The organism is Streptomyces antibioticus (genome assembly GCF_002019855.1).
GTDB lineage: Bacteria > Actinomycetota > Actinomycetes > Streptomycetales > Streptomycetaceae > Streptomyces > Streptomyces antibioticus_B.
Map to the genome: position 1 here is coordinate 1,034,452 of NZ_CM007717.1, position 26,214 is coordinate 1,060,665.

Sequence of the window (26,214 nt, forward strand, 5' to 3'; positions counted from 1 at the left end):
CTCGCCTCAGCCGGCGGCGGGCGGGCGCCCGGCGAGGCGGGGCGCGGTGCGGAGGTGCTCGCCGACCCGTTTGACCAGGCGTGCCATCTCGTAGGCGACGAGCCCGATGTCGGCGGTCACGGCGGTGAGGAGGGCGAGGCAGGAGCCTTCGCCCGCGGCGGCCACGAACAGGAAGGCGTCGTCCATCTCCACCATCGTCTGGCGCACGTAGCCCGCGCCGAAGTGCCGGCCGGCGCCCTTGGCGAGGCTGTGGAAGCCGGAGGCGACGGCGGCCAGATGTTCGGCGTCCGCCCGCCGCAGGCCGGTCGACGCGCCGACGGCGAGCCCGTCGTTGGACAGGACGACGGCGTGCCGTACCTCGCCCACCCGGGTCACCAGGTCGTCCAGCAGCCAGTCGAGTTCGCCGGACCGCTGGGGCGGCCTGATGCTCGGGTCCTGGATCATGAGAGGTCTCCTTCGCTGCTGTCTGCGCCCGGGGCGGGATCCGGGGTGCCCGCACGGCCGGGCTGCCTGCCGCCGCCGCGTGCCCAGCCGTCGCGGTAGGCGGCCATGCGGTCCCGTACGAGTTCGGGGGTGCGTCGGTCGTCGTCGGGCGGTGCGGACGCCGGGGCCGGTTCCCCGGGGTGCGGGCGGCGTAATTGGGGGGCGAGGCTCGCCTGCCGTACCCGACGCGGGAGGTCCTCCGGTCCGGCGGAATCGTCCGGGGGGCGGTGCAGGCGCAAGGTGGTGACTCCGGGAGGTGGTGGGGTGGCGGCGGCCGTCGGCTCGGCTGCGGCCCGGGCGGGGGGTGTGAGCGTGCGGTGGTCGGTGGAGGCGGGCCCTTGGTGCCCTTGACGCCGGTCGTCGTGGTCGGGCGTACGCGTGTGGGCGCGTTCGGGGGGCTGTACCGGTGCGGGCCGTGCCGGTCGTACGGCCTGTTCCGGTACGGCCTGTTCCGGTACGGCTGGATCCAGTGCGGCCCGGTGCGGTGCGGCGCGGTGCAGTACGGCCGGGTTCGGGGCGGCTGAGTCGGGGGCGGCTGGGTCGGGTGCGGCCTGATCCCTGGCGGAACGTTCCGGCTGGGCGTTGTGCAGCAGAGCCGTGGGCAGCAATACGACCGCGGTGGTGCCGCCGTAGGGGGAGGTCCGCAGGTGGACCTTGACGCCGTGGCGGGCGGCGAGCCGGCTGACCACGAACAGGCCGAGCCGGTCGCTGTCGAACAGGTCGAGGGCCTCGGACTGGGCGATGCGCCGGTTGGCCTCGGCGAGGGTGTCCTTGCCCATGCCCAGACCGCGGTCCTCGACCTCGACGGCGTATCCGTTGCCCACGGGTTCGCCGGTGACGCGCACGCGTGTGTGCGGAGGTGAGAACTGGGCGGCGTTCTCGACCAGTTCGGCGAGCAGGTGGGTGAGGTCGGCGACGGCGGTGCCGACGACGGCCGTCTCGGCGAGCCGGCGCACCTCCACGCGCGCGTAGTCCTCGATCTCGGAGACGGCGGCGCGGACCACGTCGGTCAGGGACACCGGTGTGCGCCAGGCGCGGCCGGGTGCGGCGCCGGAGAGGATGATCAGGCTCTCCGCGTGGCGTCGCATGCGGGTGGTGAGGTGGTCGAGCCGGAAGAGGTCGCTCAGTTCGTTCGGGTCGTCGGAGCGGCGTTCCATGCTGTCGAGGAGGCTGAGCTGGCGGTGGACGAGGATCTGGCTGCGCCGGGCGAGGTTGACGAACACTCCGGAGATGCCGCTCGCGAGTTCGGCGCGTTCGACGGCGGCGTGCAGGGCGGCGCGGTGCACGGTGGTGAGCGCTTCGGCGACCTGGCCGGTCTCGTCCTCGGCGGCCGGCCCGGGCGGGGCCTCGGCGTGGATGTCGATCTCGTCGCCGGCGCGCAGTCTCCGCATGGCTTCGGGGAGTTTGCGGCGGGCGATGTCCAGGGCGCCGTTGCGCAGGCTGACCAGTTCGACGACGAGTCCGCGGCCGATGCGTACCGAGATGACGAGCGTGGCGGCGACGGCGGCGAGGCCGAACAGGACGGCGGCACCGGCCGGGGTGAGCAGCCCGCGCGTGAACGGGTCGGCGCGGTCGGCGACTTCGCGGCCGGCGTCGGCCTCGATGGTCCGCATGCCGTTCTGCACACGCGTGTGCGCGGGTCCCCAGGTGGCCGCCGGGGCCGCGGCGACGGCCCGCGCGCCGGAACCTCGGGCGGCGAGCACCTTGTCCTCGGTGGCGGTCAGGGTGGCGAACGCGCTGCTCTCGGAGAGGCGTTGCCAGGCGGCGCGTTCGGGTCCGCGCAGATCCGCGGCGGCCGACGCCGTCAAGGCGCGGCGGGTGTCGACGGCGCCGGTGAACAGCCGCAGGCGCTCCGCGTCGAGCCGGCCTGCCGAGTGCGCGCCGCCCAGGACGACGTCCTCCTGAGCGAGTGCCTCTCCCGCGCGGGCGAATTCGAGCAGGACGCGCGCGTCCGAGCCGAGTCCGGCGTCCTGGATGCCGGAGAGCGCGCCGCCGAACGAGAAGGCGGCCGAGATCGTCCCGGTGTAGCGGCCGTAGGTCTCCTCCCAGCCGGCGCGGCCGTCGAGGACCGCGGTCCGCAGGGTGCGCAGTTCTTCGGCCCCGGCGACGAACGCCTGCAGCCGTTGCCCGACTCCTGGGGGCAGTTCCTGACCGTCGGCGACCGTGCCGTGGTCGCCGAGGCGGAGCGCCGCCACGGCGGCGTCGGTGCGCTCGGCGAGGGCCTTCAGGTCCCCGTCCCGCCCGGCGGCGGGGTCGGCCGCGTACCGTACGGCGGCCGCCCGTTCGCTCTGGAGGGCGGTGACAGCGGCTGTGACCGGTGTGCGGACCTCGGCGTCCACGCGTTGCGACTGGCGCAGCCGGGAGATGTCCTGGGCGGTGCTGACGGTGGCGTACGCCCACAGGGCCAGCAGGGAGACGACCGGCACCATCAGCAGGCAGACGATCTTGGCGCGCACGGTGCGCGGGCGGATGCGTCGGCGTCCCGCGCGCATGGGTGCCGGGTCGGCGGGGCCGTCCGTCCACGGGTGCGGCTCCTCGTCGGCGGGTGGTCCGGCGTGGGCGCGCCGCCCGCGCACAGGGGGCGGCGCGTCGGCGCCGGCCGCGGGGGTCCTCCGGGGTGTTCGCATGGTCTCCTCGCTCGGCAGGGGTTCCATGGCTTCCTCGCTCGGCGGGGGTTCGGGGGTGGAGTTGTCCGCTCCGGTCGCGTGGTGCGGGTCCACAGGCGGGCCGTGGCTCCCTCCGGGCACGCGATCCGGGTCCGGGGGCAGGCCGTCGCGCCTGCCGGTCACGCGGTCCGGGCCCGCGGACGGGGGGTGGCGCCGTCCGGTGACTGCTGCGCCGAGGCGGACGCCTCGCGCTCCCCGGTGGGGGGTGACAGGGCGACGAAGGCCGAGGTCAGGAAGAGGTAGGACCCGAGGCCGACGGCAAGGGGGAAGATGAACTGCATCGCCGTGGCCCCGGGCAGCGCCGCGCCGGAGGGCGTGACGCGTACGCCCACCGCGAGCATTCCGGTGTAGTGCATGCTGCTGACCGCCGCTCCCATGACGAGGGACGCGACGGTGACCGCGGCCGGCGACCTGATGTTGAGCGCCGCCCACAGGGCCGCGGTCGCGGCGACGACCGCGATCAGGACCGACAGCGCGACGAGCGTGAGGTCGTAGGTCACCTCGCCGTGCAGCCGGACCGCGGCCATGCCGAGGTAGTGCATGCTCGCCACGCCGAGCCCGGTGGTGAGACCGCCCACGAGCAGGGCGCGCGTGCGGTCGCGGCCGTAGCCGACGGCGAAGACACCGGCGCAGACGACGACCATGGCGACGAGCAGGCTGAGCACGGTCAGCGGAACGTCGTAGCGGATGTCGGTGCCGCTGACGGCGAAGCCGAGCATGGCCACGAAGTGCATGGTCCAGATGCCGGTCCCGATCGCCGAGGCCGCGGTGATCAGCCAGTTGCGGCGGGAGCGCCCGGTGGCGCCCAGAGCGCGCACGGTGCAGCGCAGCCCCAGGGCGGCGCCGATGCAGGCCATCGCGTACGACAGCACGGGGGTCAGCCAGCCGAACGCGGCGTGGTCCAGGTGTCCCATGGCCAGGGGACGCTAGTGGGAGCACGGAAGCACACAGGGGGCGCATTTCGAAAGGTGATGGAATCTGATGCCGAAATGCGCCGGTCCGATCGGCTGACGCTCGAACATGTGCGCAGCGACGCCGTCCGTGTCGGTGGGGGACCATACGGACCATGAGCGACCATCACACGCACGTCCAGGAGTTCTTCACCGCGCGCGCGGCGGACTGGGACAGCCGCTTCCCCGACGACGGTCCCGCCTACGCGGCCGCGGTCGCCGACGTCGGGCTGCGGGCCGGGGACCGGGTGCTGGACGCGGGCTGCGGCACCGGGCGGGCCCTGACGCCGCTGCGTGCCGCCGTGGGGCCGACGGGGGTGGTCGTCGGCCTGGATCTGACGCCGGCGATGCTGGAGGCCGCCGTACGGGCCGGACGGGACCGCGACGGGCGGCTGCTGCTCGGCGACGTGGCCGCGCTGCCGCTGCGCTCCGGATCGTTCGACGCCGTGTTCGGTGCCGGGCTCGTCTCGCATCTGGCCGACCCGACCGAGAATCTGCGGGAGTTGGCGCGCGTGGTGCGCCCCGGCGGCACGCTGGCGCTGTTCCACCCGATCGGCAGGGCGGCGCTCGCGGCCCGCCAGGGCCGCCGGCTCACCCCGGACGACCTGCGCGCGGAACCCAACCTGCGCCCTCTGCTGGCCCGTTCCGGCTGGCGCATGACGTCGTACGTCGACGAGGACACGCGCTTCCTGGCGCTCGCCGCACGCGAGAGCTGAGGTCTCACCCCGTACCGGCGACCGCCTTCGCGAAGGCGGCGGGGTTGTCGAACATGATGTTGTGACCGGCGTCCGGGACCGTCACCACCCGCACTCCCGCCTTCTCCAGGGCGTGCGCGCCGTCGAGTGCGCCGCTGCGGTCGCCCTGGAGGTAGACCCGTTCGACCGGCAGTCCGGTCAGGATCTCGCGCATGACCGGGGCGGAACCGCGCCGGAGCCCGACCGCGCTGCGGTGCAGGGCACGCGGGTCGGCCAGCCGCATGGTCGCGGCCCACACGGGGCCGACCCGGTCCAGCACGCGCGCGTACCCGCCGTCGAGGAACTCCTCCTCGGTCCAAGAGGCGATGCCGCTGCTGCCCGCGGAGGGCGGCGGGAACGCGTCCAGGTTGGCCTCGGTGAGGACGAGCCGGGACACCAGGTCGGGCCGTCGGTGGGCCAGGACGACGGCCACCGAGCCGCCCATGCTGTGCCCCACCAGCTCGGCGCCACTCACCCCGGCCGCGTCGAGCGCGGCCGCGAGCGCGTCGGCGTGCTCCTCCAGCGTGTAGCCGAAGTCCTCGGGCCGGTCGCTGATGCCGTGCCCGGGGAGGTCGACGAACAGGCTTCGTCGGCCGACCAGTTCGGGACGTGCCGCCACGTGCGCGTGGTACACCGCCGAGGCGGCGCCCAGGCCGTGCACGTACACGCGCGCGGGTTCCGCGCCCGGCGTCTCCGTCCAGCGGACACTGCTCCCTGCGCTGTCGAACACGGCCTGCCGCATCGTCTCCCCCTCGGGTCGCCCACGTCTGCTCTCGGTACGCTCCGACCATACATCGGGACCGATGTATTACGTCAACGGAGTATGATGCGGGCATGCTGGAGCTAGCCATCCTCGGCTTCCTGTACGACGCCCCCCTGCACGGCTATGAGCTGCGCAAACGCATCACGGCCCTGACGGGTCATGTGCGTCCGGTCGCCGAGAGCACCCTGTATCCGGCGATCAAGCGTCTGGAGAAGGCGGGCTTCCTGATGCGCGCCACCGAACCCGGCGCGGTGGCCGCACCCCGGCACGTCCTGACGCTCACCGACGACGGCCGGAGCGAACTGCGCCGACGCCTCGCCGACCCGGCCGCGCGCGACATCACCGACGAGAACCGCTGGTTCACGGTGCTCGCCTTCCTCCGCCACCTCGACGACCCGGCCGCCCAGGCGGCCGTGCTCCGCCGCCGCCTGGCCTTCCTCCAGGAACCGACGAGCTTCTTCTACGACGGCGACCGGCCGCTGCGTGCCGAGGAACCGGACGACCCGTTCCGGCGGGGTGTACTGGCCATCGCGCGGGCCACGTCGCGGGCGGAACTCGACTGGCTGCACGACACGTTGGCCTTGCTGGACGACTGAGTCGCCCCCGCTGCTCACACCCCCTCACGGCGTCGCCCTCTTCTCCGGCCCCGGTCGCGTCTCTACGGTGAGGAGAGGGCACGACACGGCACGGCACGTCCAGCTCGACGGGGACAACCCCAGGGGGAAGGTGGCCGGGATGTTCGACGCGGTCCGCAAGGTCTGGGCAGGGCTTCTCGGCGCCACGCGCGCGCCCTCGCGGCAGGGCCGCGAGGAGGACGGGGAGGTGAAGGTCGGCGGCAAACGTCCGCACAACATTTTCGAGGCGGCCGCCGCGTACGTCTCCGCCTCCATCGAGGACGATCAGGACCGGATCGACGAGGCGTCCGGCTGGGTGTCGCCGGAGGCGCTCTCCTTCGGGGTCAACGAGCTGGCCTGCCGCGCCGTCCTCGCCCTCGCGCGGGAGCGCGACGAGTCGCCGCGGACCGTGGCCCGGGCGCTCCTCGGGCTGCCCGCCGCGTGAGGGGTGCGGCACACCCGAGGGTCGATTCGCCCCGTCAGGTCGGAAAACAGCAGCTCCGAGTATGTCGGGGAGTCGTGACAAGCTGCTTCCGGCCGCACTAGGGTGCGCGCCGTTGGACGAACCGATGGGGAGGCTGGGATGGCAGGGACGGACGAGGACGCCGTCGCCGCCGCGGACGATGCGCTCTATGTGCTCACGGCGGTGCTGCTGACGCCGGCGAAGTTCCCGAGTGTGCTGGGCGACGACTACCCGGAGGCCTGTGCAGCCCTGGGTCTCGCACCGCTGGCCGACGGCTACGGCCTGGTGCTGGGCCAGGACGGCGAGGGCGCCCGCTGGACGGTCGTCATCGACGACGTGTCCCTGGTGGCCGTGGCCATCGCGTCATGGGACTGCGGCATGGAGTACGACTTGTCGCCCGACGAGCGGACGGTCGTGGCCGCTCTGCCCGGCTGGCCTCTCGCGGTGGCCGTCGCGGCGCCCGGCGTGCCCGCGCCGCACGATCCGGGGCCGGACGTCATCGACATCCCCGCGCTCACGCCGCCGGACACGACGGTCTGGGGCCCGGCCCAGCGGCGGCTGGGCGCGGACGAGATCGCCCTCCAGTGGGCGGTGTGGCGCGAGCAGATCGACGACTCCGAGTTCGCCCTCCCGCAGGGGAAGGGCGCCGGGGCCGACGCGGGCTCCGAGGACGCGGGCGGGAGCACCGCGTCGGACGCGTCCCCGAGGGACGGGGACGCGGGCACCGACGCGGACGGGGCCACGGAGGCGGATGGCGGCGCGGAGGCGGACGCGTCCGGGAAGGACACGCCGAAGGGCCACAGCGGCATCCGACGCGTCCTCGCCGAGGTGCGGGCGTACGTGGACACCCCGCCCCCGCTGGGCCGCGTACGGTCCTCCTTCGCCCCCGGTGACGCGCGCACGCTGCGGGCCGACGGTCCCGGCTGGTCGCTGGTGGCGCGGACCGACGACATCGCGTTCGTCCTGCTGGACGACGAGCCCGGCGAGGTGCTGCCGGTCGGACGGGGACCCGAGCTGCCCGGTCTTCTGGAAGCGCTCGACAAGATGGCCGTACGGCCGCTCTGAGGCGGGCCGAACGGGACGCGCAGGTTCGGGGGGCGGTGCGGCACGGGGCGTCAGGGCCCGTGCCGCGCTCCCGGTTCCGTCAGCGGCCCAGCTCCTTCCGGGTGACCCGGCGCAGCCTGCGCCGCTGCGCGGGGTCCAGGGTCAGATAGGCCGCCGCCGGTATTCCCACCACGATCAGCAGAGCCGCCCACCAGGGCAGCCAGATCAGCAGGAGGAGTCCGACCGCGACTCCTCCCACGGCGATCTTCGCGTTTCTCGACATCTGCGTCGCCTCCTTCACGGCCACTGCCGCTCTCTGCCATGAAAACGGGTCCGGGCCGCGCACGGTTCCGGACGCGACCCTGAGACGTCCCTGAGGTCTCCCCCACGGCAACCCTGAGATCACTTCGGTCCGCGGTGCTGTACTCTCGATCATCCGCCAGTAGTCAAACTTGAGGAGTAAGCTCATCGCTGTCGAGAGGGTTTCCGTGGAAGTACCGTCCCAGATCTTCGGACCAGCCCGCTGCCGCGCCGTGTTCGTGCCCGGCGACCCGGCCCGGTCCGGCCGTGTCGCGTTCTGGCTGCCCGACGGCGACATGGAAGGCGTGGACTCGGCCGAGGAGCTGTCCGTCGTGGTACCCACGGGCACCGGGGTGGCGCTCGCGCGGGTGCCGGCCCTGCTGCTGCCGGTGGGACAGGCCCTGCCGGTGCTCGCACGCGCGCGTGTCGCGTCGGACGGGCACCGGTCCACCGCGTTCTGGGGCGCGGCCGCCCTGCTGGCGTTGCGGTGCGTGGCGCGCGGTCTGCTGCTGCCCGGCCTGTCGGCGGGCGACCACGACGCCTGGCGCATGGGCCCGCTGGGCCCGGAGGACCTGGAGGCCGTACGCCGGCTGGCCGCCTCGATGCCGCCCGAGGCCCACGCCGTCCCGGTGGACGACGGACCGGCCCTGCGGCTGCCCGACCCGGAGCGACTGCTGCGCGCCTTCCTGGACGCGGTCGCGGACACCCTGCCCCGCTCCCCCGCCGCCCCGCTCCTGACCGGCGGACCGGCCTACGCGGCCGCCGAGCCGCAACATGTTCCCGGGCTGCGCGCCTGGGCGGGTGACGTGGCCGCCGGGCACGACGCGGGGGTGCGGGTCTCCCTGCGCATCGAGGTGTCGGGGCTCTCGACGGACGGGATCGACACCGCCGGGCTGGAGACCGAGGCGGTCGCCGGCCCCGTGTTCCGGGCCGTGCCGCAGGTGCACAGTGTGAGCGATCCGGGGCTGGTGGCGGACGCCGCCGAGGTCTGGGCGGACTCGGGTGTCGCGCGGGGCGCGTTCGGTCCCCGCGCGCGGATGGACGCCCTGCTCGCCCTGCGCCGCGCGGCCCGGGCCTGGCCCGCGCTGACGCCGCTGCTGTCGGCCACCGTGCCGGACGCCGTCGTGCTCGTCGACGAGGAGGTCGCGGAGCTGCTCGGGGAGGGTTCCCGGGCGCTGGCCGGAGCGGGTGTCGAGGTGCACTGGCCGAGGGAACTGGCCCGCACCCTGACCGCCCGCGCGGTGGTGGGCCCGCCGGACGACGGGACGGACCGGGACCGCCCCGGCTCGGCCCTGCCGTCGGCGCCGGCGGCGGACACACCGTCGTTCCTGTCGGCGGACGCGTTGCTGTCGTTCACGTGGTCGTTCGCGCTGGGCGACCAGCGGCTCACACGGGAGGAGCTGGACCGGCTCGCCGAGGCGAACCGCCCTCTGGTGCGGCTGCGCGACCAGTGGGTCCTGATCGATCCGCAGGAGCTGCGCCGTGCCCGGGCGCGGCAGGATCACAAGGTGACCCCCGTCGAGGCGCTGGGCGCCGCCCTGACGGGCTCGACCGAGGTCGACGGCCGCCGGGTCGAGGTGCGGTCCACGGGGTGGCTGGCGGCCCTGCGGGAGCGCCTGACGGCCCCCGAGGCGCGGGAGCCGCTGGAACAGCCCGCCGCGCTCCGGGCCACTCTGCGCGACTATCAGCGGCGCGGTCTGGACTGGCTGGCCCGCAACACGTCCCTGGGGCTGGGCTGCTGTCTCGCCGACGACATGGGGCTCGGCAAGACCGTCACGCTGATCAGCCTGCATCTGCATCGCCAGACCGACCCCTCGTCCGCCGGTCCGACCCTCGTGGTCTGCCCTACCTCGCTGATGGGCAACTGGCAGCGCGAGATCGAGCGGTTCGCCCCCGGAACGCCGGTGCGCCGCTTCCACGGACCACGACGCGATCTGGACGACCTGGGCGCCGGGGAGTTCATGCTCACCACGTACGGCACCCTACGCCTCGACGCGGACCGGCTGGGCCGGGTGCCGTGGGGGCTGGTCGTGGCGGACGAGGCCCAGCATGTGAAGAACCCGTACTCGGCGACCGCGCGGGCGCTGCGCACCATCGGCGCACGCGCACGCGTGGCGCTCACGGGCACGCCCGTGGAGAACAACCTGTCGGAGCTGTGGGCGATCCTGGACTGGACGACCCCGGGACTGCTCGGCCGGCTGGGCACCTTCCGCACGCGGTACGCGCGGGCCGTCGAGAGCGGCGCGGACCCGGCCGCGGCGGAGCGGCTCGGCCGGCTCGTCGGGCCGTTCCTGCTGCGCCGCCGCAAGTCGGATCCGGGTATCGCCCCGGAGCTGCCGCCCAAGACCGAGACCGACCGTCCGGTGTACCTCACCGCGGAGCAGACGGGCCTGTACGAGGCGATGGTGCGGGAGACCCTCGCGGCGATCGCCGAGGCGGACGACATGGCGCGGCGCGGGCTGATCGTGAAGCTCCTGACCGGTCTGAAGCAGATCTGCAACCACCCGGCGCAGTACCTCAAGGAGGAGCGGCCGAGGACCACCGGACGCTCCGGGAAGCTGGAGCTGCTGGACGAACTGCTCGGCACGATCCTCTCCGAGGGGGCGAGCGTGCTGGTCTTCACGCAGTACGTGCACATGGCGCGGCTGCTGGAACGCCATCTGGCCGCACGCGGCGTGCCCACACAACTCCTGCACGGCGGCACACCGGTGGCGGAACGCGAGGCGATGGTGGCGCGTTTCCAGGACGGGGAGGTGCCGGTGTTCCTGCTGTCCCTGAAGGCAGCCGGTACGGGGCTCAACCTCACGCGCGCGGAGCATGTCGTGCACTTCGACCGCTGGTGGAATCCGGCCGTCGAGGCGCAGGCCACCGACCGGGCGTACCGCATCGGCCAGACCCGGCCCGTGCAGGTGCACCGGCTGATCGCCGAGGGAACGATCGAGGACCGCATCGCCGACATGCTGCGCCGCAAGCAGGGCCTCGCCGACGCCGTGCTCGGCTCGGGCGAGGCCGCGCTCACGGAACTGACGGACGCCGAACTGGCCGAGCTGGTCGAGCTGCGAGGGGGGACGCGATGAACGGATCCGATGACCGTCGGGGGCGTACGGACGACGGGCAGGAGCGCACGTTCGCGGCGTCGGCTCCCGCGCGCGGGCGTGGATTCGCCGGGACGTGGTGGGGGCGGACCTGGCTGGCGGCGCTGGAGGACGGCGCGCTGGACGGTGAACAGGTGCGGGCGGGACGCCGGTTCGCGCGCGCGGGTGCCGTGGGCGCGGTGTCGGTGCGGCCGGGCCGCATCACGGCGGTCGTCCAGGACCGCGACGGCACCCCGCACCGGGCCGATGTCCTGCTCGGTGTGCTCTCGGACGCCGAGTGGGATCGTTTCCTGGGGCTGGCGGCGGAACGGTCCGGGCACGTGGCGGCGCTGCTCGACCGGGAGATGCCGCCCGATCTGGTCGAGGACGCGGAGACGGCCGGCGTCGACCTGCTGCCGGGGCTGGGAGACCTGGAGGCCGAGTGCGGCTGCGGCGCGTGGGACCACTGCGGTCACACCGCGGCGCTCTGCTATCAGGTGGCCCGGCTGCTCGACGAGGACCCGTTCGTGCTCCTGCTGCTCCGGGGGCGCACCGAACAGGCCCTGCTGGACGACCTCCAGGCCCGGGGCACGACCGAGCCCGCCGCCGAGTCGGAACCGCCGCTGCCGGAGGGGACGGACGCCCGGGAGGCGTACGCGGCCGGGGACGTCCTGCCGCCGCTGCCGTCCCTGCCCGGGCTGCCGGAGGAGCCGGGCGTGCCGCCCTCGCTGGACACCGACGCACCGCCGCCGCCCGGGGTGGATGCGGCGGCGCTGGAGGTCCTGGCCGCGCGGACCGCCGTAGACGCGCGTCTGCTGCTGGCCGAGTTGCTGCACGGCGGCCCGGAAGGGCGTAGGCCCGAGGCGGGGTTGACGGCGGCTCAGGACGCCGTGCGGCTCGCGGCGGCCGCTCCCGGTGCCCCGGAGGTCGACGCGGCGTCGATGGGCCGGCTCGCCGCCGGATCGGGCCGCAGCCGGGAGCAACTGGCCTCGGCCGTGCGCGCGTGGCGGTACGGAGGCGCCGCCTCCCTGGCGGTGTTCGAGGAGGAGTGGACGGTGGAGGGCGAGGCGCTCGCACGCGCGCGTGCCGCTGTCGACACGGCCTGGGAGGGGGACGAACGGCCGGAGCTGCGGGCGCGCGGGAACCGGTGGACGGTCGTCGGGTCACCCTGTCAGGTGCGGTTGGGGCGCGACGGGCGTTGGTGGCCCTACCGCAAGGAGGGCGGCCGCTGGCTGCCGGCCGGTGAGGCGGCCCAGGACCCGGCCACGGCACTGGCGTCGATCCAGTGAGCCCAGCCGGTGGGGCGGCTCGGGCGCGATGCGGCAAGTGATGCGGCAAGTGACGCAGTAAGCGCTTGTGCCGAGTGCGGGCGAGCAGGGGCGTCGGTCCGACGGGCGGCCGACGCCCCGCGTTCACGAGGATGTGGCGCGGCGTTCGAAAGGAAACCCAACTCTGGCCGCTGTCAGTGAACTTGCCCCTCAGGAGGCCAGATGTCCCCGCACGCCACCGGCCGGCGCCGCGTCCACCGTTCCCTCGCCGCCGGCGTCCCGCTCGCCGTGCTGGCCGCCCTCGTCACCACCGGACCGGCCGCCGCCGGCACGCCGTCCGGGCAGGCGCACGTCACCCGGACGGCGACCCTCGGCGACATCCCGCTCGGGGCGTTCAGCAACGCGCTGCTGCGCGGCACGGTGGCCGACGACCGGGGCGTGGACCTCGGCGGCATCGGCAGCGACATCTACCCGACGGGCCGCAAGGGCGAGTTCTGGACGGTCACGGACCGCGGGCCGAACGGTCAGATCAAGGTGGACGGCACCAAGCGCCGCACGTTCCCCGTGCCCGGCTTCGATCCGGCGATCGTTCGGATCCGCGTCAGCGGGAAGACGGTGCGGGTGGTGGACGCGATCCCCGTCACCACCCGGTCCGGGAAGCCGGTCATGGGGCTGTCCAACCAGGAGGGCCGCGACGAGGCGCCGTACACGTACGACGCGAAGACGCCGCTCGCCTACGACCCGAACGGGCTGGACACCGAGGGCATCGTGCGGGCGGCCGACGGGACCTTCTGGCTCGTCGACGAGTACGGGCCCTCGCTGGTGCACGTGTCCGCGCGCGGGAGGGTGCTCACGCGCTATGTCCCCGATGGGCTGCACCTGACCGGCACGGACTACCCGGTGGTGGAGGCGCTGCCCTCGGTCCTGCTGCACCGGAAGATCAACCGCGGCTTCGAGGGTCTGGCCCTCCTGCCTGGCGGTGACCTCGTGCTGGCCGTGCAGAGTCCGCTGTCGCTGCCGGACACGGACGCCGGTGAGTCGTCGCTCACCGCGCGGCTGCTGCGTTTCTCGCCCCGGAAGAAGGCCGTCACCGCCGAGTACGCGTACCGCTTCGACCCGGTGAACGTGGTCGACCCGGGCGAGGACGACCCGTCGGAGCTGAAGATCTCCTCCGTCGTCGCGGTGGGCGGCGACCGGCTGCTGGTCGAGGAGCGTACCGACAAGGCCGCCCGGCTCCAGGTGGTCCGGCTCGGGCGGTCCGCGAACATCCTGGGCAGCCGCTGGGACGACAAGACGACGTCGCCGTCCCTGGAGCAGTTGGCCGACCCGTCCGCCGCCGGGGTGCCGGTGCTGGCCAAGCGGCTCGTGGTGGACCTGGGCAAGGTCGCCGGGGTGCCCGGGAAGATCGAGGGCGTGGCGCGCGTGGACCACGACACGCTCGCCCTGATCAACGACAACGACTTCGGGATGACGGACGGGCCCGACGCCTTCGACGCCCGGGGCCGGCTGGTCGACAGCGGCATCGAGACGACGGTGACGTACGTGCGGATGCCGCACGGCATCTGACGGCGGGACCGTGCCGACGGGGACGGCCGGGGGGGGCGGGAGACGGCCCCGTTCATCCCCGTCGGTACGGCGATCACGCGCGTGTGAGCCCGCTCGGAGCGCACACGCGCGCGTGGGGCTACGGCAGCAGCTCTTCCAGGGTCGGGAGCAGGGACTCCAGGTCGCTGGGGAGCTGGGTCGGCAGGGTGGTCGGAAGCGCGGTCGGAACGGCGGTCGGAAGCTCTGAGGGCAGCTCGCTGGGGAGCCCGCTGGGGAGTCCGCTGGGCAGCTCGATCGGAAGGCTGCGGGACGGCGTGGGTGTGCCGCCGGTCCCCTTGCCCGGCTCGTCGTCCGGTGAGTCGTCACCGGACGAGAGCGCGAACACGACAGCGACGACGACGCCGATGGCGACGACCAGCGCGATCACGGTGAAGAGAGGCGTCCGGCGCCGTCCGGGACCGCCTCCTGGCGTACCGGCCGGAGGCGTCGGCGGCCCGAAGCCCGATTCCGGCGACCCGTGGCCGGGACCGGTCGGGCCGTGGCCCGGATCAGGTGGCCCGGCGCCCGGATCGGCCGCCCCGTAGCCAGGGTCGGTCGGCCCGTAGCCAGGGTCGGTCGGCCCGTAGCCAGGGTCGGTCGGCCCGTAGCCGGGGTCCGGAGGCCCGAAGCCGTAGGGCGGTGTTCCGTGGCCGCCCGGAGGCGGCGTGTCACCCGGCGGTCCGGGCGGCTGGGGCGGTACGGGTGGCATGGCCATACCGTCCAGCGTCCCTGGCCGACGGCCCGGACCGCGACCCCCGTAGGGAAGTTGATACGCGGTCATGCCATGGACCGCATGATTCCGGCGTAGCCGGAGCGGAGGCGCACCCCTTCGCACCCCGCCGCGCCCAGCCGCTGCCCGTCCCCGTGGACGGCGGCACGCGCGTGTGGGTGCCCGCTCGGAGCGCGCACACGCGCGTGCGTGAGATTGCGTTGCCGCGGGTCAGCCGCGGGCGCCGAGGAGGTGGTCCATGGCGAGCTGGTCGAGCTGCTCGAAGGCCATGCCACGCGCGGCGGCCGCCTCCACGTCGAAGTCCTCGAACGCGCCGCGGTCGGCGAGCAGGCTCTCCAGACCGTCGGCGGCCGTGGCCTGGGCGAGCTGGTCGAGACGGGCGGCGCGCAGGGCCTCCTGGACCTCCGGGTCGGCCCGGAACGCGGCGGCGCGCTCCTTGAGGATCAGGTAGTTGCGCATGCAGCCCGCGGCGGACGCCCAGACGCCGTCGAGGTCCTCGGTGCGCGGCGGCTTGAAGTCGAAGTGCTTCGGGCCCGCGTAGCCGGCGCTCTCCAGCAGGTCGACCAGCCAGAACGCGGAGCGCAGGTCGCCGGCGCCGAAGCGCAGGTCCTGGTCGTACTTGATACCGGACTGGCCGTTGAGGTCGATGTGGAAGAGCTTGCCCGCCCACAGGGCCTGCGCGATGCCGTGCGGGAAGTTCAGCCCGGCCATCTGCTCGTGGCCGACCTCGGGGTTCACGCCGTACAGCTCGGGGCGCTCCAGGCGCTCGATGAAGGCGAGGGCGTGGCCGACGGTGGGCAGCAGGATGTCGCCGCGCGGCTCGTTCGGCTTGGGCTCGATGGCGAAGCGCAGGTCGTAGCCCTGGGAGGTGACGTACTCGCCGAGGAGGTCGAACGCCTCCTTCATGCGGTCGAGGGCCACGCGTACGTCCTTGGCGGCGCCGGACTCCGCGCCCTCGCGGCCGCCCCAGGCGACGTAGGTCTCGGCGCCCAGCTCGGCGGCCAGGTCGATGTTGCGGATCGTCTTGCGCAGGGCGTAGCGGCGCACGTCGCGGTCGTTCGCGGTGAACGCGCCGTCCTTGAAGACGGGGTGCGTGAAGAGGTTGGTGGTGGCCATCGGGACGGTCATGCCGGCGGTGTCCAGGGCCTGGCGGAAGCGCTTGATGTGCTCCTCGCGCTCGCTGTCGGAGGACCCGAACGGGATGAGGTCGTCGTCGTGGAAGGTGACGCCGTAGGCGCCGAGCTCGGCCAGGCGCTGCACGGTCTCGACCGGATCGAGGGCACGCCGCGTGGCGTCGCCGAACGGGTCCCTTCCCTGCCAGCCGACGGTCCACAGGCCGAAGGTGAACCTGTCATCGGGGGTGGGCTGGTAGCTCATGCCACGGCTCCTTGCTGTGAAGACTGCCTTGCCGACTATTTCGTCATGGCCGTTTACAAATTAGTATGCCAGCACGGTTCTGGGAAGACAGATCCCGCGAAGCCGTCGAAAAAACGCGAAAAGATCTTGAGGGAGAGCCCGATGTCAGCAGCCGAGGGTCCGCTCGTCGTCGGCGTGGACTCGTCCACCCAATCCACGAAGGCGCTGGTCGTCGACGCGTCCACCGGTGAGGTCGTCGCCAGTGGCCAGGCGCCGCACACCGTGTCCTCCGGGGCCGGCCGGGAGAGCGACCCGCGCCAGTGGTGGGACGCCCTGTGCGAGGCGCTGCGCCAGTGCGGCGACGCGGCGCGCGAGGCCGCCGCGGTGTCGGTGGGCGGGCAGCAGCACGGTCTGGTGACGCTGGACGGGCACGGCGCGCCGGTGCGTCCGGCGCTGCTCTGGAACGACGTGCGCTCGGCCCCTCAGGCGCGCCGGCTCACCGAGGAGCTGGGCGGCGCGAAGTTCTGGGCGGAGCGCACGGGGTCCGTGCCGGCCGCCTCCTTCACGGTGACGAAGTGGGCCTGGCTGGCCGAGCACGAGCCGGAGGCCCTGCGCGCCACGAAGGCCGTACGGCTCCCCCACGACTACCTGACCGAACGCCTCACCGGCGAGGGCACCACCGACCGGGGCGACGCCTCCGGCACCGGCTGGTGGGCATCGGCGACCGAGGCGTACGACGAGGAGATCCTCGCCCACGTCGGCCTCGACCCGGCGCTGCTGCCGCGCGTGGTGCGTCCCGGCGAGGTCGCGGGCACCGTCCGCGACAGCCATGACCTGCCGTTCGCGAAGGGCACCCTGGTCGCCCCCGGCACCGGCGACAACGCCGCGGCGGCCCTGGGCCTCGGGCTGCGCCCCGGCACACCGGTGCTGAGCCTGGGCACCTCGGGCACGGTGTACGCGGTGGCCAGGACGCGTCCGGCGGACCCGACCGGCACTGTGGCCGGCTTCGCCGACGCGCACGGCGACTGGCTGCCCCTGGCCTGCACCCTGAACTGCACCCTCGCGGTGGACCGGGTCGCGGCGCTGCTGGGCCTGGACCGCGAGGCCGTGGAGCCCACCGCCGAGCTGACCCTGCTGCCGTACCTGGACGGCGAGCGCACCCCGAACCTGCCGAACGCCTCGGGGCTGCTGCACGGCCTGCGCCACGACACCACCGCGGGACAGTTCCTCCAGGCCGCCTACGACGGTGCCGTGCACGCGCTGCTCGGCGCGCTCGACCTGGTCCTCGACGCGGACGCCGACCGCTCGGCCCCCCTGCTGCTGATCGGCGGCGGCGCCCGCGGCACGGCCTGGCAGCAGACCGTACGACGGCTGTCCGGGCGGCCCGTGCAGATCCCCGAGGCCAGGGAACTGGTCGCGCTGGGCGCCGCCGCGCAGGCCGCCGGCCTGCTCACCGGCGAGGACCCGGCCGCCGTGGCCCGGCGCTGGAACACCACGCGCGGCCCGGTGCTGGACGCCGTGGAGCGGGACGAGGCGACGCTGGCGAGGATCTCCGGGGTACTCTCCGACGCGGCGCCACTGCTGGAGCGCGCGCCGCACAGCCACTGAGGACCGCCGTCCTTGCCGCACTTCGTGACGCCTTGACTTCTTGACGCTTTGGCTTCTTGGCTTCTTGAGAACGGCACCGCCTGCAACCGCACTCCCTGAGAACCGGCAGATCGATGAATCGACGAATCGACGGAGGCATGACCGCACCGCTGCACGAGGCCCGCGCCACCGGCCCCGGGCGCGCGCTGCCCGACACCCAGCAGGGCATGCGCCGCCGCAACCTGGCCCGGGTGATGCACGCCGTCAGCGCCGAGGGTTCGCTGTCCCGGGCGGCGGTCGCCTCCCGCATCGGCCTGACCCGTGCGGCGGTGTCCACCCTCGTCGACGAGCTGATACGCACCGGCCTGTTGGAGGAACTGGGCCCGGAGCGCCCCGGCCGGGTGGGACGGCCCGGCTCGGCGCTGGCCGTCAGCGGGCGGGGCCCCGCCGGACTCGGTGCCGAGATCGGCGTCGACCATCTCGCGGTCTGCGTGATCGACCTGCGCGGCGAGGTCCGGGCCCGGATCGAGCGGCACGGCACCAACCGGGGCCGCTCCCCCGAGCCGGTGGTCGAGGAGCTGACCGGCATGGTGCGCCAGGTCGTGGCCGAGGCGGAACGCGAAGGGCTGTGGCCGGCGGGGCTCGCCGTGGCCGTGCCCGGCCTGGTCGCCCGCGACGCGCGGACCATCGTCCGCGCACCCAACCTGGACTGGCACGACACCGACCTCGGTGCGCTGCTGCCCAACGACTTCCCCCTCACGGTGGACAACGAGGCCAACTTCGGCGGCCTGGCCGAACTCTGGCTCCGCCCGGACACCCCCCGCGACTTCCTGCACGTCTCGGCCGAGATCGGCATCGGTGCCGCGCTGGTCGTCGACGGCAGCCTGCTGCGCGGCACCCGGGGCTTCGCCGGGGAACTCGGCCATGTACCGGTCCACCCGGACGGACCGCCCTGCGTGTGCGGCGGCCGCGGCTGCCTGGAGCAGTACGCCGGCGAGGAGGCGGTGCTGCGGGCGGCCGGTCTGGAGCCCGGCGGGGACCGCGTCGGCCTGCTGGCGGGGCTCGCGACGGACGGCGACCCGAACGTACGCCGTGCCCTGCGCGAGGCGGGAACGGCCTTCGGGATCGCGCTGACCGGGGCGCTGAATCTGCTGGACCCGGAGGAAGTCGTGCTCGGCGGCGCCCTGTCCGGGCTGGCGCCCTGGCTTCTGCCGTCGCTGGAGAGCGAGTTGGCCCGGCGTACCGCGGGCCCGCCCCGTCCGGTGTCCGTGTCCCGGCTGGGACCCGAGGGGCCGTTGCTGGGGGCGGCGCACTCCGTAGTGCGGGCGGTGCTGGACGATCCGGCGGCGGTGGCGGGGCGGGGATGAGAGCCGCTCGGACCTGAATTACCCGTTCGAGTGAGCGAGTTGTCCACAATCAGGTGGTCGTCCACCGAAGTCGTCGGCCTCCCGCCGCCATGCCGACAGGCGCCGTAACGTGATCGCATGAACACGCACCGCAGCCTCGTCCCGACACGAACCCGATCCCTACTCGACCGGCGGCGGATCCTGAAGGGCGCTGCCCTCACCGCCGTCCCGTACTCCCTGCTTCCCGACGCGAGGGCCGGGGCGACAGCCCAGCCCGTCGACTACCGGGCGGCCCAGTGGCAGCCCGCGGCCGACGCCAACTACACGGTCTCGGAACGGCCCGGAGACCATGCGATCGACCTGGTCGTCATCCACGTCACGCAGACGACCTTCGCCCAGGCCCTGGACATCTTCCGGAACCCGAAGAAGAGAGTGTCCGCGCACTACGTCGTGCGCTCGGGCGACGGTCAAGTGGCGCAGTGCGTGCGCGAGTCCGACATCGCCTGGCACGCGGGGAACTGGGAGTACAACACCCGCAGCGTCGGCATCGAGCACGAGGGCTGGGTGGACCGGCCCGCCTACTTCACCGACGCCCTGTACGAGCGGTCGGCGCGTCTGACGGCCTCCGTGTGCGAGCGGTACGGCATCCCCAAGGACCGCGCGCACATCATCGGCCACCACGAAGTACCCGGCACCGATCACACCGACCCGGGCCCGAGCTGGGACTGGGCCCGCTATCTGAAGCTCGTCGACTCGGCCTGACCCGCACCGGGTCTCCGCGTCTCCTCGATTCCGTCTTCCGACGACCTCCGTCCAAACGGTTGTCGGCCCGCACACCCGGAGTGACGATGTCCCCAGCCGTAGCTCCTCCAGGGAGGACGATGTGAACGATCCCTGGGTGGCCCTGGAACCGGGGGCCGACCCTGCCGAACGGGTACGGATCCTGCGCAGAGCGCACGAGACGTTCACCGTCGCGGGCACCATGCCCCGTCCGGTGCGTGCCGTGGTGGCCGATTCCTGGCGGCGTTCGGCGCGGGCCGGCGTGGGTCCGGACGGCACCGCGAGCGTGGAACTCACGGACGGGGACCTCGGCGCCTACCGTGCCGAACATCCGCTGGCCCGAGTCATGCCGCTGTTCCGTGAGTTGATGGGCACGTTCGCCGCCGACGGCGAGCATCTCCTCGCAGTGTGCGACGCGCACGGCAGACTCCTGTGGGTCGAGGGCCACCCGGCGACCCGACGCCAGGCGGGGCGCATGAACTTCGTACCGGGTGCGCGCTGGGCGGAGAGCGCGGTCGGGACGAACGCCCCGGGCACGGCGGTCGCCGTCGACCGGCCGGTTCAGGTGTTCGCGGCCGAGCACTTCATACGGCGGGTGCAGCCGTGGACGTGCGCGGCGGCCCCGGTGCACGACCCACGGACCGGGCGGGTGCTCGGGGCGGTGGACATCACGGGTGGCGACGGGCTGGCGCATCCGCACAGCCTGGGGTTCATACAGGCGGTGGCACGGGCCGCCGAATCCCAGCTCGCCCTGCTCGACTCGGGCCGACCGGCCACGGGGGCGGCGGAGTTGACGGTACTGGGCCGCGACGAGGCGCTGCTGCTGGCCCACGGCCGCAAGCTCCGGCTCAGCCGCCGGCACAGCGAGATCCTGCTGTTGCTGGCCCGCCATCCGGAGGGGCTGACCGGCGACGAGCTGCTCTGCGCGCTGTACGAGGACGAGTCGGTGACACCGGTGACTCTGCGCGCCGAACTGGCCCGCCTGCGCGGGGTCCTCGGCCCCGGCCTGCTCCTGTCGCGCCCGTACCGGCTGGCGCTCCCGGTGGAGTCCGACGTCGACGCCGTGGAACGACGCCTGCGCGCCGGAGCGGTGACGGCGGCACTGTCGGCGTACGCGGGCCCGCTGCTGCCGGCCTCCCAGGCACCGGCGGTCGTACGCCTCGGCCGCCGCCTCTCCGACGGCCTGCGCGCCGCACTGATCGCCCACGGCGACCCCGACCTCCTGGCGGACTGGGCCCACACGCCATGGGGCGAGGACGACCTGAACGTCTGGAGGGCACTGGCGGCGATACGGCCTACGCCGACGGTACGGGCGCGGCTGTCCGCGCTGGAGGCGGAACTGGCTGCGCTGTGAGGGGTGAGTGGGCGGGGAGGGCGGGGAGGGGAGGGTGGGGGGGTGGGGCCCCTCCCCCGTCGATCGGCGGTAGCGCGCAACGTCCTCGCAACCTCTCCCTCCCTACCCTCCCGCTCAGAGCTGTCCAACGGCGGGCGGCACTGCTCAGGGAGGCTGACCAGGATGACCCGTTACGCGGCGCCCGGAACCGAGGGCGCGATCGTCTCCTACCAGGCGCGGTACGACCACTTCATCGGGGGCGAGTACGTACCGCCCGCCCGGGGTCAGTACTTCGAGAACCCGTCGCCGGTGAACGGGCAGCCGTTCACGGAGGTGGCGCGCGGTACGGCGGAGGACGTGGAGCGGGCGCTCGACGCGGCGCACGCGGCCGCGCCGGGCTGGGGACGCACGTCGGCGACCGAGCGTTCGGACATCCTGCTGAAGATCGCCGACCGGATGGAGGCGTATCTGGAGCCGCTGGCCGTCGCGGAGACCTGGGAGAACGGCAAGCCGGTCCGGGAGACGCTCGCGGCGGACATCCCGCTGGCCATCGACCACTTCCGCTACTTCGCGGGCGCGGTCCGGGCGCAGGAGGGCGCGCTCAGCGAGGTCGACGACGACACCGTGGCGTACCACTTCCACGAGCCGTTGGGCGTGGTGGCGCAGATCATCCCGTGGAACTTCCCGATCCTGATGGCCGCGTGGAAGCTGGCTCCGGCGCTCGCGGCCGGCAACGCGGTGGTCATCAAGCCGGCCGAACAGACCCCGGTCTCGCTGCACTACTGGATGAGCCTGGTCGCGGATCTGCTGCCGCCGGGTGTGGTGAACATCGTCAACGGGTTCGGCGAGGAGGCGGGCAAACCGCTCGCGTCGAGTCCGCGGGTGGCGAAGGTCGCGTTCACGGGTGAGACGTCCACGGGCCGGTTGATCATGCAGTACGCGGCGGAGAACCTGAAGCCCGTCACGCTGGAACTCGGCGGCAAGTCGCCGAACATCTTCTTCGACGACGTGTGGGAGAAGGACGACGACCTGCGCGACAAGGCACTTGAGGGCTTCACGATGTTCGCGTTGAACCAGGGCGAGGTGTGCACCTGTCCGTCGCGCGGGCTGATCCAGCGCGGCAACTACGGCGACTTCCTCCAGGCCGCCGTCGCCCGCACCGAGTTGATCAAGCCCGGTCACCCGCTCGACACCGACACGATGATCGGCGCGCAGGCGTCCGGCGAGCAGCTCTCCAAGATCCTCTCGTACATCGACATCGGCCGGCAGGAGGGCGCCAAGGTGCTCACCGGCGGGGAACGCGCGGAGTACGACGGTGAGTTGAAGGGCGGGTACTACGTCCAGCCGACCATCTTCGAGGGCGACAACAGCATGCGGGTCTTCCAGGAGGAGATCTTCGGACCGGTGGTCTCCGTGGCGTCGTTCGACGACTTCGACGACGCCATCAAGACCGCCAACGACACGCTCTACGGTCTCGGGGCGGGCGTCTGGACGCGGGACATCAACACGGCGTACCGGGCGGGCCGTGCCATCCAGGCGGGCCGCGTCTGGACGAACTGCTACCACGCGTACCCGGCGCACGCCGCCTTCGGCGGCTACAAGCAGTCGGGAATCGGCCGCGAGACGCACAAGATGATGCTGGAGCACTACCAGCAGACGAAGAATCTCCTCGTCTCCTACTCGCCGAAGAAGCTCGGCTTCTTCTAGGGGCACGAGAAACGGCGCCTGACCTGGGCTTTTGCCCGTCAGGCGCCGTCGGCGCGACCCGCTCGACGCGGATATCAGTATTTCCTGTTCCTCCCAGTTCCTCCCACGTCTCTCCCACTCCAGACCGGCTGTTCCGGACCAGTCACGGACCAAACTTGGCTCACGGGGTGGGTGGCACGCCCTTGCTGACCCGGTCCCACTCCTCCATGGACTGCTCGATGAGACGGTTGGCCTGCTCCTGAACGCCATCGAGGAACTTGGCGTAGTACTTGAACAGGACATGGATGCTGTGACCGGCCCGCCGAGCACACTCAGCAGGGTCGACACCCGAGTGGAGCCAGAACGAGATCCCGGCATGCCGGAGGTCATAGGGCCGCTTCGCCAGACCGGCCGCGAGCTCAGTGCGGGTCAGAACGTACTCCCGCGCCCTCGACCACGTGATCCCGTACGCCGCCGCCTCCACATAGTTGCCCGCCTGGTTCTGGAACAGCCGCCCATCCGGGGCAACACCGAAGCGCTCGACGTGGGCACGCAGGACGCGGACGAACTGCGGCGGAATGGGTACAGGTCGGGTCGCCGTCGCGGCACGGCGCTTGAGCGAGTGGACTTCGTAGACCTCACCGTCGTCCGTCCAGTCCTTGCCCGCCGTGACGACGCCACCCGTCAGGTTGAGCAAACCCCATCCTGTCTCAGGCAAGTGGCACTGCTCGAGACGAAGGTGAATCACCTCGGCCGGCCGCATGGCCGCGAAGTACATACAGCCGAAGAACGCCTCGAGATGAGGGCCACGGCCCCGCTGTTGCCCCACCGCCGAGAGCAAACGAGCGACCTGGAGCGGGTTGGGCACAGAAGCCGGGTCGACCTCATCCTCGACCGACGGAGCACTCCACCTGATCCCAGCAAGCGGGTTGTCGACGAAGTAGCCGTTCTCCACAGCCATGTTGAGCACTTCACTGAACGCCGACCGCTTGCGACGCGTGGTCTTGGCTGCAGCAGGCTTCCCATCCAGCTTGAGGCACAGTGCGTCCAGCGCTCGACGCATGACGACGGCCTCATTCAGGGAACCAAGGGGCAGGGAATTCCTCTTGACCCAATCGAGCGCCTTCTTCCACTCCTCGGGCGGCTCCTGCTCCCACGCCTTCTTGTTGAACGCGTAGGAGTACAGCGCCCTCCGCAGCACCCGCGGCTCCGGATAGACGGATCCCGGACGGACCAAGGCTGGGGTGACGGTGGCAAACGCGTCCGCAAGGGTTCGACGCGTGTTCCCAGGCGTCCGAGCCCACCGCTGCTCGAGGTACTCATGTGCGAGGTCGTACCATGTCCTCTTCTGCCGTAGCGCTCGCAGCTCCGACGCCGGCAGCCCCGACTCTTCGTCAAATGCCTCGCCTTCGCGGGCTGCCGTCATCAGCTTTGAACGCCGGCTCTCGGCAAGGCCGAAGGTCATGAACGACTCTGACTTTTCGAGCCCGCTGACCGTCCACCGCACCATGAATGGCTTACGCCGATCCGGGCGCTCACGTATGTCCCAGAAGCGAACGTTGTAACTCAGCGCCAAGTGTCAGAATCCTTCTCGCAAGCCTCCCACCAGGCATCCAGATCGGAACGACGACACCTGAGTTCACCATTTGGCAGTTTGATCATGCTGGGCGCGTTCCCCCGAGCACGCATCCGATAGAACGCCGACGGACTCATGCGGATTTCCGCCAGGACCTCCGCAAGTTTCAAGGCAGGCGGGCGAGCCATACTTCCTCTCATCTCTGCATATCAGGTGGCCGCGATCGCAAGGCAGGAAAGCGCATTGCGTTCCGACCCCCACGGCGGGTGGACAGCTGCGTTCGCTTCGCCCCACCGCCAAGTGCAGCAACTGCGAACAGAGGCAATGGTCCGCACAATCCCCGGTTTCGGAAACCGGGGATCATCCGCTATATTCCGCGCCGCCACCGATGGCGCCACCCGGACGGGCTGCATAAGCGAGCCATCGGGTACCCCCGCTGCTCACTACGAGGCCGGCCACCCGGACCTCTGAGCGCACGAACAGGATTCTCAAGCAGCTGCCCTCCTTGGACTACGACGCGGTGGCGTAATGCAGAGCGCCCTGGAACGCCGGATGATCGGGGAGGTTGTAGATTGACATGCACCTGCGAGATGTTCCAGTCCTGTTGGGCCCGTCACCGTCTGCCGTGAGCGATCTGGTCTCGGACGCACGACTGCCTTCTACGCGGTCCCGTCGACGACCAATCCATGACTCCTGAAAATCAGATTGGCAGCGGCCCAAATTCGACGTTGGACTCCATCTCAGGACGAACGAGTGAATGGGCTCGGTCTGGGCGTCGACGGCGGCCATGGCGCGGCGGTGGAAGTCCTCGGCGGCGGGGAAGAACAGCAGTAAGTCGTAGTGGTAGATGAGGAGGCCGGTGATGGTACGGGCGGTCGGGTCGTCGTCCACGTCGTGTATGTCGGCCAAGGCGGAATCCACGCCCAGGAGGCGTCGTGCGGGCGGGCGACCCTGGCGAGGAGGTCGATGACGGAGAGGGCCACGGCGACCAGGACGCCGAACATGAGGGCGCCGGGGCGCAGCCAAGGGCCCGGAGGAGTCCGCAGAGCGGAATGCCGCAGGCCGGCGGAGCTGGCCCAGCTCGATCAGGCGGACGACGGTGTAGGCGACGCTCGCGCCGAGGAAGCCAGCGGGGGTGCCGCCTGCGCAGCGGTCCGAGAAAGAGCAGAACGACCGCTGTGCAGGCGGCACTGACGATGGAGTCACGCTGGCGGAGTCGGCGAGAGACCGAAGTCGAGCCGCACCTTCTACACGGCAAGACCCTGGAAGGGCGGCTGGATGGTGCTCTGCGGCACGAGACCTCCGGCCGTCAGGGCGCCCGCGTCAACTCCCGCCGAGCGAGCCGGGCATCAGCGCACCGGGTCAGCGTTCGGCGGCGTCCTTCCAGTAGTCCTCCAGCATCTCCCCGGGCCACGCGGGCTGCGTGACGGCGCCCCTCGGCAGGAACTCCTCGAACACGGCCACCAGGTCCACTACCAGGGTGCCCTCGTCGGCGTCGAGGTCGGTGACGTGCAGGTCTCGCCCGTCTACGCGGAGCAGCCGCGGGAACGACGTCGCAAGCCGGGCCGGGCGCCTGTGGTTGTGGTGCACGAAGGTGCCCGTCGCCGGCCACGCCGGATTGTCGCGCGGACTGCGGGCGTGGAGAGCAACATCGTCGGGAGAGCCGAAGTTGAAGAACCAGGTGACCTGGAGGTGGGAGAACTCCTCGATCCCCTGCAGCGTCTCCACCGGGTACTCCGGGCGCAGGCGAATGATCGACTCCACACCGCCCTTGAAGTCGTCAAGCCGCCCCTTGTGGCCTCCGACCACGTCGGCGATCACCGGCACCTCGATGGACTTTGCGGACACGCCTTCCCCCTTCTCCGCTCGCGGCACAG

23 protein-coding genes are annotated in these 26,214 nt (G+C 72.5%); 12 read left to right on the top strand and 11 right to left on the bottom strand.

What is annotated here, in order from left to right:
* Window positions 1–6: 6 nt before the first annotated feature.
* From AFM16_RS04600 to AFM16_RS04610, 3 genes are all read right to left on the bottom strand, one after another.
* Entirely contained in the window at window positions 7–444 is a 438-nt protein-coding gene (locus AFM16_RS04600) for a roadblock/LC7 domain-containing protein (RefSeq protein ID WP_078632539.1), read from the bottom strand.
* Window positions 441–3,110, bottom strand: coding sequence for a sensor histidine kinase (locus AFM16_RS04605; RefSeq protein WP_078636831.1), 2,670 nt, complete (start codon window positions 3,108–3,110; stop codon window positions 441–443). Before AFM16_RS04605 ends, AFM16_RS04600 begins: the two co-directional genes overlap by 4 nt.
* 158 nt (window positions 3,111–3,268) lie before the next feature.
* Complete coding sequence (locus AFM16_RS04610) at window positions 3,269–4,063, bottom strand: MHYT domain-containing protein (RefSeq protein ID WP_078632540.1); 795 nt, start codon at window positions 4,061–4,063, stop codon at window positions 3,269–3,271.
* A 152-nt stretch (window positions 4,064–4,215) separates the two neighbouring features.
* On the opposite strand from AFM16_RS04610, the gene AFM16_RS04615 reads away from it, so the two are divergent.
* Entirely contained in the window at window positions 4,216–4,815 is a 600-nt protein-coding gene (locus tag AFM16_RS04615; RefSeq protein ID WP_078632541.1) for a class I SAM-dependent methyltransferase, read from the top strand.
* Between the two features lie 4 nt (window positions 4,816–4,819).
* Here AFM16_RS04615 and AFM16_RS04620 read toward each other — a convergent pair whose 3' ends face one another.
* Window positions 4,820–5,575, bottom strand: a complete 756-nt coding sequence (locus AFM16_RS04620; RefSeq protein ID WP_078632542.1) for an alpha/beta fold hydrolase — start codon at window positions 5,573–5,575, stop codon at window positions 4,820–4,822.
* Between the two features lie 92 nt (window positions 5,576–5,667).
* On the opposite strand from AFM16_RS04620, the gene AFM16_RS04625 reads away from it, so the two are divergent.
* The 3 genes from AFM16_RS04625 (at window position 5,668) to AFM16_RS04635 (ending at window position 7,738) form a co-directional block, all read left to right on the top strand.
* Window positions 5,668–6,192: a PadR family transcriptional regulator gene (locus AFM16_RS04625; protein WP_030786734.1), complete on the top strand. Its 525-nt coding sequence runs from the start codon at window positions 5,668–5,670 to the stop codon at window positions 6,190–6,192.
* 139 nt (window positions 6,193–6,331) lie between these two features.
* A complete protein-coding gene (locus AFM16_RS04630) occupies window positions 6,332–6,655 on the top strand; it encodes a hypothetical protein (RefSeq protein ID WP_078632543.1) in 324 nt (107 codons plus the stop codon).
* Window positions 6,656–6,793: 138 nt separating this feature from the next.
* Complete coding sequence (locus AFM16_RS04635; protein WP_078632544.1) at window positions 6,794–7,738, top strand: hypothetical protein; 945 nt, start codon at window positions 6,794–6,796, stop codon at window positions 7,736–7,738.
* 79 nt (window positions 7,739–7,817) lie between these two features.
* Here AFM16_RS04635 and AFM16_RS04640 read toward each other — a convergent pair whose 3' ends face one another.
* Window positions 7,818–8,000 carry a tail-anchor membrane protein gene (locus AFM16_RS04640; RefSeq protein WP_030786723.1) on the bottom strand — a complete coding sequence of 61 codons (183 nt, stop codon included), beginning with the start codon at window positions 7,998–8,000 and terminating at the stop codon, window positions 7,818–7,820.
* A 205-nt stretch (window positions 8,001–8,205) separates the two neighbouring features.
* Between AFM16_RS04640 and AFM16_RS04645 the strand changes: the two genes are divergently transcribed.
* The 3 genes from AFM16_RS04645 (at window position 8,206) to AFM16_RS04655 (ending at window position 13,925) form a co-directional block, all read left to right on the top strand.
* Complete coding sequence (locus AFM16_RS04645) at window positions 8,206–11,094, top strand: SCO1167/SCO6262 family helicase (RefSeq protein WP_370628012.1); 2,889 nt, start codon at window positions 8,206–8,208, stop codon at window positions 11,092–11,094.
* Window positions 11,091–12,380: an SWF or SNF family helicase gene (locus AFM16_RS04650; protein WP_078632545.1), complete on the top strand. Its 1,290-nt coding sequence runs from the start codon at window positions 11,091–11,093 to the stop codon at window positions 12,378–12,380. Before AFM16_RS04645 ends, AFM16_RS04650 begins: the two co-directional genes overlap by 4 nt.
* 201 nt (window positions 12,381–12,581) lie before the next feature.
* Window positions 12,582–13,925, top strand: a complete 1,344-nt coding sequence (locus AFM16_RS04655; protein ID WP_078632546.1) for an esterase-like activity of phytase family protein — start codon at window positions 12,582–12,584, stop codon at window positions 13,923–13,925.
* A gap of 118 nt (window positions 13,926–14,043) precedes the next feature.
* Here the strand turns inward: AFM16_RS04655 and AFM16_RS39840 are convergent, their stop codons facing one another.
* Window positions 14,044–14,331 (bottom strand): hypothetical protein, encoded by a 288-nt coding sequence (locus tag AFM16_RS39840; RefSeq protein WP_245177632.1) that lies wholly within the window; start codon window positions 14,329–14,331, stop codon window positions 14,044–14,046.
* A 552-nt stretch (window positions 14,332–14,883) separates the two neighbouring features.
* Window positions 14,884–16,050, bottom strand: a complete 1,167-nt coding sequence (gene xylA / locus AFM16_RS04665) for a xylose isomerase (protein ID WP_078632548.1) — start codon at window positions 16,048–16,050, stop codon at window positions 14,884–14,886.
* Window positions 16,051–16,191: 141 nt separating this feature from the next.
* On the opposite strand from xylA, the gene xylB reads away from it, so the two are divergent.
* From xylB to exaC, 5 genes are all read left to right on the top strand, one after another.
* Window positions 16,192–17,637, top strand: a complete 1,446-nt coding sequence (gene xylB, locus AFM16_RS04670; protein ID WP_078632549.1) for a xylulokinase — start codon at window positions 16,192–16,194, stop codon at window positions 17,635–17,637.
* A gap of 137 nt (window positions 17,638–17,774) precedes the next feature.
* Entirely contained in the window at window positions 17,775–18,983 is a 1,209-nt protein-coding gene (locus AFM16_RS04675; protein ID WP_030786700.1) for an ROK family transcriptional regulator, read from the top strand.
* Between the two features lie 117 nt (window positions 18,984–19,100).
* A complete protein-coding gene (locus AFM16_RS04680) occupies window positions 19,101–19,724 on the top strand; it encodes an N-acetylmuramoyl-L-alanine amidase (protein ID WP_078632550.1) in 624 nt (207 codons plus the stop codon).
* 121 nt (window positions 19,725–19,845) lie between these two features.
* The gene (locus AFM16_RS04685; RefSeq protein WP_078632551.1) at window positions 19,846–21,096 is read left to right on the top strand and encodes a GAF domain-containing protein; all 1,251 of its coding nucleotides are present in this window, start codon (window positions 19,846–19,848) and stop codon (window positions 21,094–21,096) included.
* Window positions 21,097–21,258: 162 nt separating this feature from the next.
* A complete protein-coding gene (gene exaC / locus AFM16_RS04690) occupies window positions 21,259–22,782 on the top strand; it encodes an acetaldehyde dehydrogenase ExaC (RefSeq protein ID WP_030786690.1) in 1,524 nt (507 codons plus the stop codon).
* A gap of 160 nt (window positions 22,783–22,942) precedes the next feature.
* Here exaC and AFM16_RS04695 read toward each other — a convergent pair whose 3' ends face one another.
* The 4 genes from AFM16_RS04695 to AFM16_RS04710 form a co-directional block, all read right to left on the bottom strand.
* A complete protein-coding gene (locus AFM16_RS04695; protein WP_053626874.1) occupies window positions 22,943–24,337 on the bottom strand; it encodes a tyrosine-type recombinase/integrase in 1,395 nt (464 codons plus the stop codon).
* Window positions 24,328–24,525 (bottom strand): helix-turn-helix transcriptional regulator, encoded by a 198-nt coding sequence (locus AFM16_RS04700; RefSeq protein WP_078632552.1) that lies wholly within the window; start codon window positions 24,523–24,525, stop codon window positions 24,328–24,330. Before AFM16_RS04700 ends, AFM16_RS04695 begins: the two co-directional genes overlap by 10 nt.
* Before the next feature lie 322 nt (window positions 24,526–24,847).
* Entirely contained in the window at window positions 24,848–25,228 is a 381-nt protein-coding gene (locus tag AFM16_RS04705) for an STAS domain-containing protein (RefSeq protein ID WP_143648313.1), read from the bottom strand.
* A gap of 471 nt (window positions 25,229–25,699) precedes the next feature.
* The gene (locus AFM16_RS04710; RefSeq protein ID WP_053626872.1) at window positions 25,700–26,185 is read right to left on the bottom strand and encodes a TrmO family methyltransferase domain-containing protein; all 486 of its coding nucleotides are present in this window, start codon (window positions 26,183–26,185) and stop codon (window positions 25,700–25,702) included.
* Between the last annotated feature and the right edge of the window lie 29 nt (window positions 26,186–26,214).

Excerpts from the sequence above, each read along its gene's own strand:
- AFM16_RS04635 (WP_078632544.1), top strand. The coding sequence starts at position 6,794 with ATGGCAGGGACGGACGAGGACGCCGTCGCCGCCGCGGACGATGCGCTC.
- xylA (WP_078632548.1), bottom strand. The coding sequence starts at position 16,050 with ATGAGCTACCAGCCCACCCCCGATGACAGGTTCACCTTCGGCCTGTGG.
- AFM16_RS04610 (WP_078632540.1), bottom strand. The coding sequence starts at position 4,063 with ATGGGACACCTGGACCACGCCGCGTTCGGCTGGCTGACCCCCGTGCTG.
- AFM16_RS04615 (WP_078632541.1), top strand. The coding sequence starts at position 4,216 with ATGAGCGACCATCACACGCACGTCCAGGAGTTCTTCACCGCGCGCGCG.
- AFM16_RS04675 (WP_030786700.1), top strand. The coding sequence starts at position 17,775 with ATGACCGCACCGCTGCACGAGGCCCGCGCCACCGGCCCCGGGCGCGCG.
- exaC (WP_030786690.1), top strand. The coding sequence starts at position 21,259 with ATGACCCGTTACGCGGCGCCCGGAACCGAGGGCGCGATCGTCTCCTAC.
- AFM16_RS04655 (WP_078632546.1), top strand. The coding sequence starts at position 12,582 with ATGTCCCCGCACGCCACCGGCCGGCGCCGCGTCCACCGTTCCCTCGCC.
- AFM16_RS04620 (WP_078632542.1), bottom strand. The coding sequence starts at position 5,575 with ATGCGGCAGGCCGTGTTCGACAGCGCAGGGAGCAGTGTCCGCTGGACG.
- AFM16_RS04605 (WP_078636831.1), bottom strand. The coding sequence starts at position 3,110 with ATGCGAACACCCCGGAGGACCCCCGCGGCCGGCGCCGACGCGCCGCCC.
- AFM16_RS04600 (WP_078632539.1), bottom strand. The coding sequence starts at position 444 with ATGATCCAGGACCCGAGCATCAGGCCGCCCCAGCGGTCCGGCGAACTC.
- AFM16_RS04700 (WP_078632552.1), bottom strand. The coding sequence starts at position 24,525 with ATGGCTCGCCCGCCTGCCTTGAAACTTGCGGAGGTCCTGGCGGAAATC.
- AFM16_RS04650 (WP_078632545.1), top strand. The coding sequence starts at position 11,091 with ATGAACGGATCCGATGACCGTCGGGGGCGTACGGACGACGGGCAGGAG.
- AFM16_RS04680 (WP_078632550.1), top strand. The coding sequence starts at position 19,101 with ATGAACACGCACCGCAGCCTCGTCCCGACACGAACCCGATCCCTACTC.
- AFM16_RS04630 (WP_078632543.1), top strand. The coding sequence starts at position 6,332 with ATGTTCGACGCGGTCCGCAAGGTCTGGGCAGGGCTTCTCGGCGCCACG.
- xylB (WP_078632549.1), top strand. The coding sequence starts at position 16,192 with ATGTCAGCAGCCGAGGGTCCGCTCGTCGTCGGCGTGGACTCGTCCACC.
- AFM16_RS04625 (WP_030786734.1), top strand. The coding sequence starts at position 5,668 with ATGCTGGAGCTAGCCATCCTCGGCTTCCTGTACGACGCCCCCCTGCAC.
- AFM16_RS04640 (WP_030786723.1), bottom strand. The coding sequence starts at position 8,000 with ATGTCGAGAAACGCGAAGATCGCCGTGGGAGGAGTCGCGGTCGGACTC.